We start from the raw sequence: 14,890 nt of genomic DNA, 5'->3' as shown, positions 1-14,890 counted from the left end.
ATTACAGGTTACCGGACGCCGCTGGCGTCAGGACTTCTTTTTTGCGGGTGATTTGCGGGTTGCAGGCTTCGAGGCGGACCGGCTGCGGGCGGCCGCCTTCGGCGCTTCACCCAGAGCTTCGTTCACCAGTGCGGCCTGCTCGATGGCATGCTTTTTCGCGGACCCGGTTGCCGGTGATGCCGCCGGCTTACGACCGGCATAGGCAATTTTCTCACCGTCGCGGCCCATTTCGCTCAGCATTTCATCGAAATTCTCACCCAGGAAATGCCATGCCCCCATATTTCGGGGCTCTTCCTGACACCAGACAAGTTCGGCCTTCGGGAAGCGTGAGAGTTCGGCGATCAGCGCTTTCTTCGGGAACGGATAAAGCTGTTCGAGACGCAGAATGTAGACATCCTTGCGGCCCGTTGCCTCACGCTCGGCGTCCAGATCGTAATAGACCTTGCCGGAACACATGATGACCCGTTTGACATCCTTGTCCTGCCCCAGCGCATATTCGTCCCAGAGCACACGATGGAAGGTCGTGCCATCGCCCATTTCCTCCAGCTTGGAGACCGCCTTCTTGTGGCGGAGCAGCGATTTCGGCGTGAACAGGATCAGCGGTTTACGGAAGTTCCGGACCACCTGACGACGCAGGATGTGGAACAGATTCGCCGGGGTCGTGCAGTTGCAGACCTGAATGTTGTCTTCAGCACAAAGCTGGAGATAACGCTCGATGCGGGCTGAACTGTGCTCCGGCCCCTGTCCTTCATAGCCATGTGGCAACAGCATCACGAGGCCGTTCATCCGCAGCCACTTCGCTTCGCCCGAGGCAATGAACTGATCGATAACGACCTGCGCACCGTTGGCAAAGTCACCGAACTGCGCTTCCCACATCACCAGCATATGCGGCTCTGACGAGGCATAGCCATATTCAAAGCCCAGCACGCCGGCCTCTGACAGGGGTGAATCAAGCACCTCGAACGGGGCCTGCCCGTAACGGAGATTGTTCAGCGGAATATAACGATCTTCGGTTTCCTGATCGATCAGCACGGAATGACGGTGCGAGAACGTACCGCGTCCTGAATCCTGACCGGACAGACGTACCGGAGAGCCATCAAGCAACAAGGTTCCGAAGGCCAGCGCCTCACCGGTTGCCCAGTCCAGCCCCTCGCCGGTTTCCAGCATCTTCTTTTTGGCTTCAAGCTGGCGCACGATCTTGGAATGCGGATGGAAGTTTTCCGGAACCCGGGTCAGGCCTTCCCCAACTTCACGCAGACGATCAATGGAAACACCGGTTTCGCCGCGCCGCTCGTCACCATGAGCGACCGACAGGCCGGACCAGACACCATCGAACCAGTCCGCCTTGTTGACCTTGTAGGATTTCGAAGCCTCGAATGCCGCATCAAGCTCGGCATTCATCTTGTCGACCACGGCTTTCGCCTGCTCTTCGGTGATGACCTTTTCACGGATCAGCTTCTTCGAATAGATTTCGCCGACTGAATCATGACCACTGATTTTCTTGTACATCAGGGGCTGCGTGAACATCGGCTCGTCGCCTTCGTTATGACCGAAGCGACGGTAGCAGATCATGTCCACCACCACGTCTTTCTTGAACTTGTGCCGGTATTCCACTGCCATACGGGCACAATGGACAACCGATTCCGGGCAATCCGCGTTCACATGGAAAATCGGGGCTGCGACAGTTTTTGCCACATCCGAGCAATAGGGTGATGAACGGGAGAATTTCGGCGAGGTCGTGAAGCCGATCTGGTTGTTGACGATCACATGGATCGTACCGCCGGTCTTGTAGCCACGCAGATGCGACAGATCGAGCGCTTCCGGAACCAGTCCCTGCCCGGCGAAAGCCGCATCGCCATGCATCAGCAGACCCATGACCTTTTCGCGGTTGGTATCATTACGCTGGCGCTGCTTGGCACGCACCTTGCCCAGCACAACCGTATTGACCACTTCCAGATGGGACGGGTTCGCGGTCAGCGACAGATGGATGGAACGGCCGTCAAAGACCCGGTCAGCAGAGCTGCCGAGATGGTATTTCACGTCACCGGAGCCACCCACGTCATCCGGCTGGGCGGAGCCACCCTGAAACTCATTCAGGATCGCGGCATAGGGTTTGCCCATCAGGTTGGCCAGCACGTTCAGGCGGCCACGATGCGGCATCCCGATAACGACTTCTTCGATGCCGAGCTGTGTGCCCCGCTTGAGAATCTGCTCAAGCGCCGGGATCAGCGATTCACCGCCATCCAGACCAAACCGTTTGGTGCCGGTGAACTTCTTGTCGAGATACTTCTCGAAGCCTTCGGTTTCGACCAGACGGTCATAGATCGCTTTCTTGCCGCGGTCCGTGAAATGCGCCTGATTGCGGATTGATTCGATGCGCTGCTGGATCCAGCTTTTCTCATCCGGGTCCTGAATATGCATGAATTCAACACCGATCGTCCCGCAATAGGTCTCCCGCAGGACGGTGATGATTTCACGCAGGGTCGCTGTCTCCAGACCCAGAACGTAGTTGATGAAGATTTCCTTGTACTGGTCCTTGTCCGTAAAGCCGTAAGTTGCCGGATCCAGTTCGGGATGCGGCTCCTTCTTGTCGAGCTTCAGCGGATCGAGATCGGCTTCCAGATGACCACGCACCCGATAGGCACGGATCAGCATGAGAGCGCGGATTGAATCCAGCGTAGCCGCGCGAACCTGATCGGCCCCGACACGCTGGGCAACGGCCTTGTTGAATCCGCCGGGCGCGGGAGAGCCGTCGCCCTGTTCTTCGGACATCTGTTCGGAAAGCGGGGTCAGCCCCATCTCGCCAATGACGTTGCTTTCCTTCGGCGCCCAGGGGGCACCCTTCATCTCACGGACAAGGCCGCCGGCATCATCTTCGAGATCAGCAAAGAAGTCCTGCCAGCCAGGATCAACGGAACCCGGATCGTCGAGATACCGCTCATAAAGCTGGGCGATATAGACCTGATTGCCGGTAAACAGGAAGGAATCGATATCAGTAACTGCCATTCCGCTGAAGCGCTGCCGCGCTCTCCCTTATCACTTTGACGCTTGTGGGCCGATCAGCCCTTGAGCAACTCAACCATGGTGCTGCCCAGAGCCGCCGGTGACTTCGCCACCGAAATGCCTGCGCTGCGCATGGCTTCCATCTTGTCGTCGGCCCCGCCCTTGCCACCGGAAATGATGGCGCCGGCATGACCCATGCGGCGACCCGGAGGGGCCGTCACACCGGCAATGAAACCGACAACCGGCTTCTTCACCTTCGACTGTTTCAGGAACTCGGCGGCGTTTTCTTCTGCATCGCCACCGATTTCGCCGATCATGACGATACTTTCCGTTTCATCGTCGCCCAGGAACAGGTCCAGGCAATCGATGAAGTTGGTCCCGTTTACCGGGTCGCCACCGATACCGATACAGGTCGACTGGCCAAGACCGGCTGCTGTGGTCTGAGCGACAGCTTCATAGGTCAGGGTGCCCGAACGGGACACGATACCCACCGATCCGCGCTTGTGGATATGGCCGGGCATGATGCCGATCTTGCAGGCATCCGGTGTAATCAGACCCGGGCAGTTCGGCCCGATCAGGCGTGAACTGGACGTTCCGAGCGCACGCTTCACCTTCACCATGTCCAGCACCGGAATGCCTTCGGTGATGCAGATGATCAGCGGCACTTCCGCATCCAGTGCCTCAAGGATTGCATCGGCGGCGAATGGCGGCGGCACATAGATGACTGACGCATCGCAATCGGTTGCTTCGCGGGCCTGGGCCACCGTGTCATAGACCGGCAGGCCGAGATGCTTGGAGCCACCTTTGCCCGGCGTTACGCCGCCGACCATCCTGGTGCCATAGGCAATGGCCTGTTCGGAGTGGAAGGAACCCTGCTGGCCGGTAAAGCCCTGGCAGATGACCTTGGTATTCTTGTCGACGAGAACGGCCATCAGTTTGCCTCCTTCACCGCTTTGACCACCTTCTCGGCCGCATCGGCGAGATTTTCGGCGGAAATGATATCGAGACCGGAGGTGGCGAGGATTTCCTTGCCGCGCTCCACGTTGGTGCCCTCAAGACGGACAACCAGCGGCACGCTGAGGCTGATTTCCTTCGCAGCGGCAACAATGCCTTCCGCGATGATGTCACAGCGCATGATGCCGCCGAAGATGTTGACCAGAATGCCTTCGACATTCGGATCGGAGGTGATGATCTTGAAAGCCACCGCCACCCGTTCCTTGGTCGCGCCACCGCCAACATCCAGGAAGTTGGCCGGTGATCCGCCATAAAGCTGGATGATATCCATCGTCGCCATGGCCAGACCGGCACCGTTGACCATGCAGCCGATGGCGCCATCAAGCTTGATGTAGTTCAGGTCATGCTTGCCGGCTTCGAGTTCGGAAGGATCTTCTTCGTCTTCGTCACGCAGTTCAGCGACATCCTTGTGCCGGAACAGGGCGTTGTCGTCGAAGTTCATCTTCGCATCGAGGGCAATGACATCACCCGCGCCGGTCACGACCAGCGGGTTCACTTCAAGCAGCGAAGCATCGAGGTCTGTGAAGGCCTGATAGACCGACAGCAACAGCTTGGTTGCCGAGCGGACCTGATTGCCTTCCAGCTTCAGGCCAAAAGCAATTTCCCGCGCATGAAACGGCATCATCCCCGTGATCGGGTCGATGAATACCTTCACGATCTTTTCCGGCGTTTTCTCGGCGACTTCCTCGATATCCATACCGCCTTCGGTCGAAGCCATCACGACAATGCGCGACGATCCGCGGTCCACCAGCATCGACAGATACAGTTCGCGGGCGATGTCGCAGCCTTCTTCAATATAGAGGCGCTTGACTTCCTTGCCCTCCGGTCCGGTCTGCTTGGTGACCAGAACCTGATTGAGCATTTCGCCGGCATTCGATTTGACATCATCGACGGACTTGACGACGCGCACGCCACCCTTGCCGTCCGGGTCACTCTTGAAGCGACCGGCACCGCGACCACCTGCGTGAATCTGGGATTTGACGACCCAGACAGGACCGCCCAGTTCATTGGCTTTTTCAACAGCTTCATCGACGGAGTACGCCACGCTGCCACGCGGTGTGGCGACGCCATACTTACCGAGTAGCTGCTTCGCCTGATATTCGTGAATATTCATGATCGCTTTCCGGGTCGTTAGAAAGAAACGGCGCGTCCCTGTCCGGGGCGCGCCGTGTTGATCGGCTGCTTATTTTGCGCCTGCCATAAGGCCTTTTGTCGCCTCCAGCAAACCCTTAACCGCCTTGACTGAATTATCGAACATCGCCCGCTCATCAGCGTTCAGTTCGATCTCGACAACCTTCTCGACGCCACCGGCACCGATAACGCAGGGCACACCGACATAAAGGTCATCAAGACCATATTCGCCGCTGAGATTCGCTGCGCAGGGCAGAACCCGCTTCTTGTCCTTGAGATAGCTTTCGGCCATCTGCACGGCGGAAGAGGCCGGAGCATAGAATGCGGAACCGGTTTTCAGCAGGCCGACGATTTCGGCACCGCCGTCGCGGGTACGCTGAACGATCTGTTCCAGCTTTTCGTCTGTGGTCCAGCCCATCTTCACCAGATCCGGCAGCGGAATGCCGGCAACCGTGGAGTAACGGGTCAGCGGCACCATGGTGTCGCCGTGGCCACCCAGTACGAAGGCGGTGACGTCTTCAACGGACACACCGAACTCTTCAGCCAGGAAATAACGGAAGCGCGCACTGTCGAGGACACCGGCCATGCCGACGACCTTGTTATGCGGCAGGCCGGAAGCTTCGCGCAGCGCCCAGACCATCGCGTCGAGCGGGTTGGTGATGCAGATGACAAAGGCATCCGGCGCATTGTCGCGGATACCCGCGCCAACAGAGGCCATGACCTTGGCGTTGATGCCGATCAGGTCATCGCGGCTCATGCCCGGCTTGCGGGCAACACCGGCGGTAACGATGATGACATCTGCACCGGCGATGTCGGCATAATCTGTCGACCCGGTTACGCTGGCGTCAAAGCCTTCAACCGGCGAGCTTTCAGCGATGTCGAGTGACTTGCCCTGCGGAATACCGTCTGCGATGTCGAACAGAACGACGTCGCCGAGTTCCTTCAGGCCAATAAGGTGAGCGAGGGTGCCGCCAATATTGCCGGCGCCGATGAGAGCGATCTTGTTGCGTGCCATGGAAATTCCCTTAACGGATCAAGTCCCGGAAAATCTGCTCTTCGGACCGTCATCAGGACGGTCATCCCGAACAGCCATTTGCCGGGTTCATTTGCGCGCCAGTATGCCCCATTCCATCCATCGGGCAAGTGTGGATACCCACAAGAACGCCCCGGATCAGGCAACTTTTGCATATTTGATCCATCAGAGCCGATTTTTTTAATTGCTTTTAGCAACTAATTTATTGACGATTACATTATTATGACCGTTTCACCTCCAAATGACCCTGTCTCCGGCCCGCATATCGAGGCGGTGCGACAGTTCAACCGGTTCATCACCGTTCAGGCCGGGTTATTACGCGAAGGATTGCTCGACAGCCCCTGGACCCTGACGGAAGCCCGGATCATTTTTGAGCTGGCGCACAGTTCAGGACTGACAGCCCGCGACCTTTGCCAGCTGCTGGATCTGGATCCGGGATATGTCAGCCGCATTCTCAAGCGATTGCGCAATGCCGATGTCATCGACCGCCAGCGCAGCGAGCAGGATGCCAGACAGATGCTGCTGCGGCTGACCATCGCAGGGCGGGAAGTCTTCGACCGGCTGAACCGCGCGTCCGTTCGCCAGACCAGCAGACTGCTGGCCCCGCTGGCCACCAGCGACCGCGAGCGCCTGATCGCCTGCATGAAATCGATAGAGGATATCTTCCGGCCACAGCCTGACTCTGCTCAGGGCTGGCTGCTGCGTCCGCATCGCAGCGGTGATCTCGGCTGGATCGTCGAGGCGCATGGACGCCTCTATTCAGAGGAATATGACTGGGACATTACCTTTGAAGCACTGGTGGCAAAGATCACATCGGAGATCATCGACAATTTTGATCCGGACCGGGACTGCATCTGGATCGCAGAGCGTGACGGCCAGCGGGTCGGATCAGCCGTCGTTGTCGCCCAGGATGACATCACCGCCAGACTCCGGCTGGTTCTGGTCGAGCCGAGGGCCCGCGGGCAGGGTATCGGCAAACGGCTGGTTCAGGAATGCCTGCGCTTTGCCCGTGAAGCCGGCTACCGGCGCATGACCCTCTGGACCAACAGCATCCTGACCGATGCCCGTCAACTTTATGAAGCACTCGATTTCCGGCTGGTTCATGAAGAACCGCATACCAGTTTCGGCCATGACCTGACCGGTGAAACCTGGGAGCGTGACCTGTGAGCGACAGCCCCTCCGTCACCACCTCGCTCGCCGCTGCCATCACCGGGATTCAGGTCGGAGCAGCGATGGTCGCCAGCCGGTTCGTCCTGCCGGATATCGACCCGGCCTCACTGGCCATGATCCGCTATGGCGTCGGCGCGCTTTGTCTGCTTCCGGCCTATTACACGATCCGGCGCGCCCGCATCGCGACAGCAGACATGGCGCCGATTGCCATTCTTGGCATCCTGCAATTCGGGGTCCTGATCGCCGTGATGAATTACGGCCTCAGTCTCATTCCCTCCGGACGGGCGGCCGTCATCTTCTCCTCCTTTCCGCTGCTGACCATGTTATTTGCGGCCATGCTGGGCCGCGAACGCCTCGGCTTGTTCCGGTCGGCCGGGGTGATCCTGACCATGGGCGGCGTGGCACTGGCGCTCAGCCACAAGCTGCTGACGGAAGGGATCGGTAACGGCGACTGGCGGGGTGAGATCGCGATCTTCATCAGCGCCGCAACCGGGGCACTCTGCAGCGTCCTCTACCGCCCTTATCTGCAACGCTATCCGACTGTGCAGGTCAGTACCCTGGCGATGGCAGCCTCGGTTCTGTTTCTGGTGGTTTTCGCCGCATATGAAGGATTCTTCACAACCGCGCCCCGGCTCGATCAGACGGGGTGGATCATTGTCATCCTGATCGGCCTGTCGTCGGGGGGAACCTATTTTCTCTGGCTCTGGGCGCTGGGCCGTGCCTCACCCACCCGCGTCACCATATTTCTGGCGCTGGGGCCGGTCACCGCAACCGCACTGGGCTGGGCCTTGCTGGATGAACAGGTCGGCCCGTCCTTTCTGGCCGGTCTGCTGCTGGTCGCCACCGGCATTATCATCGCGCACCGACAGCCAAGAAGTCCAATTCTGCTGGGATAAAGGAAAGGTTGATAATTTTGATCTTGAAGAGGGCCAATGACACGCTTTGAAGGACGACAGACACTCCTATCACCCAGCTTAACCTATTCGACATAATCGATTTATGTTCAGGTATTGACCTGGGTCCAAATGCGCCGCCCCACATTTACTATAAAGATTATTTAAATCTATTATAATTCATAATAATATATGTAATTAAAGTTTGGAGTGAAAAATGACTGATATTGAGATGCCGCCGACCATCAAACCAGAAGAGGAAACTGATCTCAGATCATTCTGGACATACCTATCAACCCCCTCGGGGCATGAAGTTGCTATTCGTGTTGTCGCAATTATCGAAGATTTGAAACGATTTGGGATGGAGCGAAATGCAGGACACCAAAAAATCAACATTATTGGAAAATATATTCTTGTCTTTACCGTAATTATTGCAGCCGTACTTCTATCGTTTTATGATAAATTTGACTCTACAATAGGTGTACTATTTGGGACATTGATTGGGTACTTCTTTGGCCGGAGTAAGAAATAAAAATTAATAATCATCACATTTTCGTAATTAAGTTTTATGAGTCCACACAGTTAAATATTAGAGAAAGGTCAATATTTTTCTCGATTTAAACTTCAACAACCCAAGTCGATGCACTTCACTTAACTCATGCTCAAAATTTATAAAGTAAGTAGCAAATATATTAATAAACAGTAGCCTGAACAGCCTCGAAACGACTGTCGAGACAGTCACCCCCCTCCCCCACCTCACCGCAGGAGAGGGGGGCTGTTTCATTCGGCAGCCTGCTGGTCCGGCTCCAGCGGGGTCCAGCGCAGCACCGGCTTGCGGGCTGCGCCAGTTTCGTCGAGACGGCGCCAGGGGGTGAGTTGCGGGGCGTTCTTGAAACGGTCCACATCACCGGCCTTTGCCTTTTCAGCCAGAAACCGCATGGAGCCGATGAACTCGTCCAGCGCCTCCCGGCCTTCGGTTTCCGTCGGTTCCATCAGCATCGCGCCGTGCACCACCAGCGGGAAATACATGGTCATCGGATGGAAACCCTCGTCGATCATTGCCTTGGCAAAATCCAGTGTCGACACACCAGTATCCTTCAGGAAGGCATCATCGAACAGGGCTTCATGCATGCAGGGACCACCGAACGGAGCGGTCATCACATCCTTCAGACTGGCGAGGATGTAATTGGCATTCAACACCGCATCACCGGAGACCTGACGCAGGCCGTCCTTGCCGTGGCTCAGCATATAGGCGATGGCGCGGACGAACATGCCCATCTGGCCATGAAAGCCCTTCATCCGGCCGAACGGTTTTTCGTCCGCATCGCCGGGATGTTCGACCAGCCGGAACCGGTCGCCGTCCTTCACCACATAAGGCAGGGGAGCAAAAGCCGACAGCGCATCGGACAGCACCGTCGGGCCGCTGCCCGGGCCGCCGCCGCCATGCGGGGTCGAGAAGGTCTTGTGCAGGTTGATATGCATGCAGTCGACGCCGAGATCGCCCGGACGCACCCGCCCGACAATGGCGTTGAAGTTCGCCCCGTCACAATAGAAGTAACCACCGGCTTCATGAATCATCGCAGCCAGTTCGATGATATCGTTCTCGAACAGGCCACAGGTGTTCGGGTTGGTCAGCATCATGCCGGCCACATCGTCACCCAGCTTGGCCCGGAAGGCTTCGAGATCGACCCGGCCACGCTTGTTGGCGGGGATCGGATCAACGGTAAAGCCGCAGGCTGCGGCCGAGGCCGGGTTGGTACCATGTGCCGATTCCGGCACCAGCATCCGCATACGATGCTGCTGGCCGTCGCTGTCCAGCTTGGAGCGGATCGCCATCAGGCCACAAAGTTCGCCATGCGCCCCGGCAGCCGGGGACATCGCCACGGCCGGCATGCCCGTCAGCTTCATCAGCCAGTCTGCCAGATCGTCGATCAGGCGCAGCGCACCCTGAACCGTCGATTCCGGCTGCATCGGATGCAGATCGCCCAGACCACCAAGCCGCACCACCTTCTCATTGATCCGGGGGTTATGCTTCATGGTGCAGGAACCGAGCGGGAAGAACCCGGAATCAATACCATAGTTGCGCTGGCTCAGCCGGGTGAAGTGGCGCACCACCTGCGGCTCTGACAGGCCGGGCAGCGGTACACTGCGCCCGCGGGCACAGTCACCGAGGCGGCTTTTTACCGCCGCCGGCTCCGGCAAATCAACGCCGGTACGGCCTTCCTGCCCCTGTTCAAACAGCAGCGGTTCTTCCAGCATCAGGCCGCGATGGCCGGTGAAAGTATCCTTGGTCATGCCAGGGCCTCCTTCAGGCTGGAAACAAGATGGTCGATATCTTCCGCTGTCGCGGTCTCCGTTGCTGCCAGAATGAGGCAGTTATCCAGACCGGCACCCGGCATCATGCGTGAGACCGGAACCCCGCCCAGAATGCCTTTACCGGCAAGTTTCTCGACGACTGTATCCGCAGGCTTTGACAGCTTGATCGTGAATTCATTGAAGAAAGTGTCGTTCAGCAGTTCAACGCCGTCCAGAGCTTCCAGCTTCTCCGCCAGCGTCACCGCTGCCGCATGGTTCAGCTTCGCCAGCCGGTCGAGACCGGCCTCGCCCAGCAGCGACACATGGATCGTAAAGGCCAGCGCGCACAGACCGGAGGCCGTGCAGATGTTGCTGGTCGCCTTCTCGCGCCGGATATGCTGCTCGCGGGTCGACAGGGTCAGCACATAACCACGGCGGCCATCTTCATCGACAGTCTCGCCGCAGAGACGGCCCGGCATGTTGCGGACATATTTCTGACGGGTCGCAAACAGCCCGACATAGGGTCCGCCATAGCCCAGTTGCACACCAAAGGACTGGCCTTCACCGGCAACAATATCCGCCCCCATTTCACCCGGCGATTTCAGCGCACCAAGGCTGACGGCCTCGGTTACGATCATCACCAGCAGCGCGCCTTTTTCATGGCAGGCCGCAGCAAGGTCGGAATAGTCACGGACATGACCGAAAATTCCCGGATTCTGCACCACGACACAGGCCGTCTGATCATCGATCAGGGCTGAAAGGTCCGTCCCGTTCAGCGGATCTGCCGGTTCCGAATGAATTTCCGTTCCCAGAAAATGCGCATTGGTTTCGACCACTTCCCGATAATGCGGGTGCAGCCAGCCGGACAACACGGCCTTGCTGCGCCTGGTGATGCGCATCGCCATGGCGACCGCCTCACCGCAGGAGGTCGCGCCGTCATACATGCCCGCATTTGCCACATCCATCCCGGTCAGCATGGCCACCTGGGTCTGGAATTCGAAGACATATTGCAGGGTGCCCTGGGCGATTTCCGGCTGATAGGGCGTGTAGGCGGTCAGAAACTCGCCCCGCTGAATCAGATAATCCACCGAAGACGGCACGTGATGATGGTAAGCACCGGCACCCAGGAAACAGGGCACCGAATTGGCCCCAAGATTTTCGTCGGCATAACCCCGCAGAAGGCGTTCAACCTCCAGCTCTCCCTTGAAGTCAGGCAGGTCGAAATCACCGTCATGATAGGCCTGCTCCGGCACATCCCGGAACAGGGCATCCACCGATGGCGCGCCGATGCGCGCCAGCATTGACTGGCGATCCGCCTCCGTCAGCGGCAGATAGCGCATCAGTCCAGCCCTTCCAGAAATGCCTTGTAGGCAGCATCATCCATCAGTTCTTCCAGTTCGCTCTCGTCTTCCAGCTTGATCTTGAAGAACCAGCCATCACCCTGCGGGTCATCGCCGACTGTTTCCGGCGCATCCGGCAGGCTGTCATTGCTTTCGACCACTTCGCCGGAGACCGGGCTGTAGATTTCACTGGCCGCCTTTACGGATTCGACCACCGCCGCATCGTCACCCTTGGCCAGGGTCTTGCCGACTTCCGGGACTTCAACAAACACCACATCGCCCAGCTGTTCAGCGGCATAAGCGGTAATGCCGACGGTTCCGACTCCGTCTTCGACTTCAATCCATTCATGGTCTTCTGAGTAATAGATCATCGGTTTTCTCCTAGCCTCTGTAATAGCGTTGTTGAACGAATGGCATTTTCTCGACCTGCGCCGGCGCTTCCTTGCCACGCACAATCAGGGTGACCGGGGTTCCGGCCCTGGCAAACTCTGTCTCCACATAGCCCATGGCGACCGGGCCACCGACCGTCGGGCCGAAGCCGCCGCTGGTGATCTCGCCGATCTTGCGGCCGCCACTGTGTATTTCCGTATGGGCCCGCGCCGGGGCACGGCCTTCCGGGCGGATACCGACGCGTTTACGCGCTGCGCCCTCGGCAAGCTGTCTGGCGACAACATCCGCGCCAGGATAGCCGCCTTCGGTGCGGCGACGCTTGCCGATGCTCCAGACCAGTCCCCCTTCGACCGGGGTCGTGGTCTCGTCGATATCTGACCCGTAAAGGCAGAGACCGGCTTCCAGTCGCAGGGAATCACGAGCCCCGAGACCAATCGGCTCGACTTCCGGCTGATCCAGCATCAGACGGGCCAGACGTTCTGCCTGATCGTTCGGGATGGAAATCTCGAACCCGTCCTCACCGGAATAACCGGACCGGGTTGCCAGACAGCTGACGCCGTCGATCTGAACCTCGGCGGCGGTCATGAAGGTCATCGTCGCCATTTCCGGTGACAGCCGTGCCATCACCTCACCGGCTTTCGGACCCTGAATGGCCAGCAAGGCCCGGTCGTCAATGATCTCCAGCTCCGCCTTGCCGGCGAGCTTCGATTTCATATGTGCGAAATCTGCATCCTTGCAGGCTGCATTGACGACGATGAACAGATGATCGCCCATATTGGTGACCATCAGATCGTCCAGAATGCCGCCCTGGTCGTTGGTGAACTGGGTATATCGCTGCTGTCCCGGCTCCAGCGCCTGCAATTCGGCAGGCACAAGGGTCTCCAGTGCGGCAGCCGGGTTGTCGCCGGTCAGCCGCGCCTGACCCATATGCGAGACATCGAACAGTCCCGCCGCGTCACGTGTGTGGTTATGTTCTTTCAGCACGCCGGCCGGATATTGCACCGGCATGTCATAGCCCGCGAACGGCACCATCTTCGCGCCGAGTTCGACATGCAGGTCAAACAGCGCGGTCTTTTTTAAAGTTTCACTGGGGTCGCTCATCAGGTTTCTCCCGTTATGACAGTCTTTCAGGCGACCAGCAGTTCCCTGTTACCGGAACCCTGTGGCCACCCCCCTCTGTCACGGAACCTGAAAGATTCGCCGCCGGGGATTCTCCCGCCGTCTTACATCTTCGGTGGGATGGCCTTGTAGCCATCCACTCTCCAGAGCTTCATCACCTGACGGTCCTTTTGCCTGAGAGTTTCGCGGGGGCGATTTGCTCCTTCGGCGCAGGCGGACCTGACTCTCCCGCCAGGGTCATCTGTATGTCCGGGCCTCTTTTCTGCGCCCGGTCCGGCCAATATGTCCGCGATACGGATTCAAATCAACTGAATGTGGAGATAAAGATCCACAGCAGCAGTCCGGATTTTAGCGGGCGATTGAGGCCCGGTTGTACTGAAGCTGCTCTTCGGTCAGCTGAAAGCCGGTTTTCACTTCGATCATGTTCGGGCGCAGGTTTTCCGAAAGCGGGATCTCGATATCCACAAAACCATCAATAAACCGCATGCGGGAGGCGCGCTCGGGATAGGTCAGCTGGGCCAGAAACGACTCTTTCCGGATGATCTTCTGGTCCTTGGTCACGATCGCGACATAGTAGGGAACATCTTCAGTCTGGGTTCTTGCCGTCGGGCCCCGTTCAATATCGAAGACGACCTGAAGCGAAATGATCATCCGGTCTTCGTCATCCGGGTAGATACATTGTCCGACCGGGTCAGCCATCACTGCCTTGAAGTCGATATCCGTGATGTCCCGTCCCGGGCCGTCGCGGAACTGGGTGATCCGCGCATGATCAATCAGCTTGTTCTGAGGCGGACAGGGCGGGGCTATCCGCTGCGTACAGGCCACAAGCAGGGCAGAGGCGATCAGGCAGACGGCGAAGGACGGAATATGGGGGCGCATGGGTCAGGTCCGGTTATGCATGCCGGTGCAGGGTGGGGTCCTGTGACCCGTCATCGGGCGATCACCACACATGACTTCCTGCTCCTGCAATCGGGTTGTCTTTATCACTGTTACCGCCTTGGCAAGGCGGGACCGGGAGTGTAGGGAAGCCGCCTCTGAACAACAAGCCGCTGGACGATCATGACCAAGGACGCCATCGAAATTTTCACCGACGGCGCCTGTTCCGGAAATCCCGGCCCGGGCGGCTGGGGGGCCATCCTGCGCTGGCGCGAGACGGAAAAGGAACTCTCCGGCGGTGAGGCATCGACCACCAACAACCGCATGGAGCTGATGGCGGCGATCTGTGCACTGGAAACCCTGAAGCGCCCGTCCTCCTGTGTGCTCTATACCGACTCGACCTATGTCCGTGACGGAATCACCAAGTGGATTCACGGCTGGAAACGCAACGGCTGGAAAACAGCCGCCAAAAAACCGGTGAAGAATGCCGAACTCTGGCAGCGTCTCGAAAAAGCCTGCGCCACCCATCAGGTTGACTGGCAGTGGGTCAAGGGACATGCCGGGCATCCGGAAAACGAACGCGCCGACCAGCTGGCCCGCGACGCCGTACCGGGCCGCTGACCAAA

Annotated in this window: 13 protein-coding genes and 1 riboswitch; of the genes, 4 read left to right on the top strand and 9 right to left on the bottom strand. The window is 58.4% G+C overall.

Annotation, left to right across the window (positions count from 1 at the left end; genetic code table 11):
- Positions 1-27: 27 nt before the first annotated feature.
- The 4 genes from GH722_07365 to mdh all read right to left on the bottom strand — a co-directional run bounded on the left by GH722_07365 (position 28) and on the right by mdh (position 6,163).
- Positions 28-3,006, bottom strand: a complete 2,979-nt coding sequence (locus GH722_07365) for a 2-oxoglutarate dehydrogenase E1 component (protein ID MRG71580.1) — start codon at positions 3,004-3,006, stop codon at positions 28-30.
- Between the two features lie 53 nt (positions 3,007-3,059).
- A complete protein-coding gene (gene sucD / locus GH722_07360; protein ID MRG71579.1) occupies positions 3,060-3,935 on the bottom strand; it encodes a succinate--CoA ligase subunit alpha in 876 nt (291 codons plus the stop codon).
- Positions 3,935-5,131, bottom strand: coding sequence for an ADP-forming succinate--CoA ligase subunit beta (gene sucC / locus GH722_07355; GenBank protein MRG71578.1), 1,197 nt, complete (start codon positions 5,129-5,131; stop codon positions 3,935-3,937). The genes sucD and sucC overlap by 1 nt, the downstream gene beginning before the upstream one ends.
- Positions 5,132-5,200: 69 nt before the next feature.
- Positions 5,201-6,163 carry a malate dehydrogenase gene (gene mdh, locus GH722_07350; protein ID MRG71577.1) on the bottom strand — a complete coding sequence of 321 codons (963 nt, stop codon included), beginning with the start codon at positions 6,161-6,163 and terminating at the stop codon, positions 5,201-5,203.
- Between the two features lie 240 nt (positions 6,164-6,403).
- On the opposite strand from mdh, the gene GH722_07345 reads away from it, so the two are divergent.
- From GH722_07345 to GH722_07335, 3 genes are all read left to right on the top strand, one after another.
- Entirely contained in the window at positions 6,404-7,348 is a 945-nt protein-coding gene (locus tag GH722_07345; protein ID MRG71576.1) for a GNAT family N-acetyltransferase, read from the top strand.
- A 65-nt stretch (positions 7,349-7,413) separates the two neighbouring features.
- The gene (locus tag GH722_07340) at positions 7,414-8,247 is read left to right on the top strand and encodes an EamA family transporter (protein MRG71575.1); all 834 of its coding nucleotides are present in this window, start codon (positions 7,414-7,416) and stop codon (positions 8,245-8,247) included.
- A gap of 214 nt (positions 8,248-8,461) precedes the next feature.
- Complete coding sequence (locus tag GH722_07335) at positions 8,462-8,776, top strand: hypothetical protein (protein ID MRG71574.1); 315 nt, start codon at positions 8,462-8,464, stop codon at positions 8,774-8,776.
- A gap of 248 nt (positions 8,777-9,024) precedes the next feature.
- Here GH722_07335 and GH722_07330 read toward each other — a convergent pair whose 3' ends face one another.
- From GH722_07330 to GH722_07310, 5 genes are all read right to left on the bottom strand, one after another.
- On the bottom strand, positions 9,025-10,539 hold the full coding sequence (locus GH722_07330; GenBank protein MRG71573.1) for an aminotransferase class V-fold PLP-dependent enzyme: 1,515 nt from the start codon (positions 10,537-10,539) through the stop codon (positions 9,025-9,027).
- On the bottom strand, positions 10,536-11,879 hold the full coding sequence (locus GH722_07325; protein MRG71572.1) for an aminomethyl-transferring glycine dehydrogenase subunit GcvPA: 1,344 nt from the start codon (positions 11,877-11,879) through the stop codon (positions 10,536-10,538). Before GH722_07325 ends, GH722_07330 begins: the two co-directional genes overlap by 4 nt.
- Complete coding sequence (gene gcvH / locus GH722_07320; GenBank protein ID MRG71571.1) at positions 11,879-12,250, bottom strand: glycine cleavage system protein GcvH; 372 nt, start codon at positions 12,248-12,250, stop codon at positions 11,879-11,881. Before gcvH ends, GH722_07325 begins: the two co-directional genes overlap by 1 nt.
- Before the next feature lie 10 nt (positions 12,251-12,260).
- Positions 12,261-13,370, bottom strand: a complete 1,110-nt coding sequence (gene gcvT / locus GH722_07315) for a glycine cleavage system aminomethyltransferase GcvT (protein ID MRG71570.1) — start codon at positions 13,368-13,370, stop codon at positions 12,261-12,263.
- 170 nt (positions 13,371-13,540) lie between these two features.
- A riboswitch (glycine riboswitch) is annotated at positions 13,541-13,629 on the bottom strand.
- A 107-nt stretch (positions 13,630-13,736) separates the two neighbouring features.
- The gene (locus tag GH722_07310) at positions 13,737-14,267 is read right to left on the bottom strand and encodes a hypothetical protein (protein ID MRG71569.1); all 531 of its coding nucleotides are present in this window, start codon (positions 14,265-14,267) and stop codon (positions 13,737-13,739) included.
- A 180-nt stretch (positions 14,268-14,447) separates the two neighbouring features.
- On the opposite strand from GH722_07310, the gene rnhA reads away from it, so the two are divergent.
- Positions 14,448-14,885, top strand: coding sequence for a ribonuclease HI (gene rnhA, locus GH722_07305; protein ID MRG71568.1), 438 nt, complete (start codon positions 14,448-14,450; stop codon positions 14,883-14,885).
- Positions 14,886-14,890 lie beyond the last annotated feature (5 nt).

Source organism: Alphaproteobacteria bacterium HT1-32 (genome assembly GCA_009649675.1).
Classification (GTDB): Bacteria; Pseudomonadota; Alphaproteobacteria; order Rhodospirillales; family HT1-32; genus HT1-32.
Note: the sequence above shows the minus strand (reverse complement) of the source record. Positions and strands in the feature narration are given on the sequence as shown.

Bases quoted from the DNA above. Each gene is read 5' to 3' on its own strand.
- GH722_07365 (MRG71580.1), bottom strand. From the start codon at position 3,006: ATGGCAGTTACTGATATCGATTCCTTCCTGTTTACCGGCAATCAGGTC.
- sucD (MRG71579.1), bottom strand. From the start codon at position 3,935: ATGGCCGTTCTCGTCGACAAGAATACCAAGGTCATCTGCCAGGGCTTT.
- sucC (MRG71578.1), bottom strand. From the start codon at position 5,131: ATGAATATTCACGAATATCAGGCGAAGCAGCTACTCGGTAAGTATGGC.
- mdh (MRG71577.1), bottom strand. From the start codon at position 6,163: ATGGCACGCAACAAGATCGCTCTCATCGGCGCCGGCAATATTGGCGGC.
- GH722_07345 (MRG71576.1), top strand. From the start codon at position 6,404: ATGACCGTTTCACCTCCAAATGACCCTGTCTCCGGCCCGCATATCGAG.
- GH722_07340 (MRG71575.1), top strand. From the start codon at position 7,414: ATGGTCGCCAGCCGGTTCGTCCTGCCGGATATCGACCCGGCCTCACTG.
- GH722_07335 (MRG71574.1), top strand. From the start codon at position 8,462: ATGACTGATATTGAGATGCCGCCGACCATCAAACCAGAAGAGGAAACT.
- GH722_07330 (MRG71573.1), bottom strand. From the start codon at position 10,539: ATGACCAAGGATACTTTCACCGGCCATCGCGGCCTGATGCTGGAAGAA.
- GH722_07325 (MRG71572.1), bottom strand. From the start codon at position 11,879: ATGCGCTATCTGCCGCTGACGGAGGCGGATCGCCAGTCAATGCTGGCG.
- gcvH (MRG71571.1), bottom strand. From the start codon at position 12,250: ATGATCTATTACTCAGAAGACCATGAATGGATTGAAGTCGAAGACGGA.
- gcvT (MRG71570.1), bottom strand. From the start codon at position 13,370: ATGAGCGACCCCAGTGAAACTTTAAAAAAGACCGCGCTGTTTGACCTG.
- GH722_07310 (MRG71569.1), bottom strand. From the start codon at position 14,267: ATGCGCCCCCATATTCCGTCCTTCGCCGTCTGCCTGATCGCCTCTGCC.
- rnhA (MRG71568.1), top strand. From the start codon at position 14,448: ATGACCAAGGACGCCATCGAAATTTTCACCGACGGCGCCTGTTCCGGA.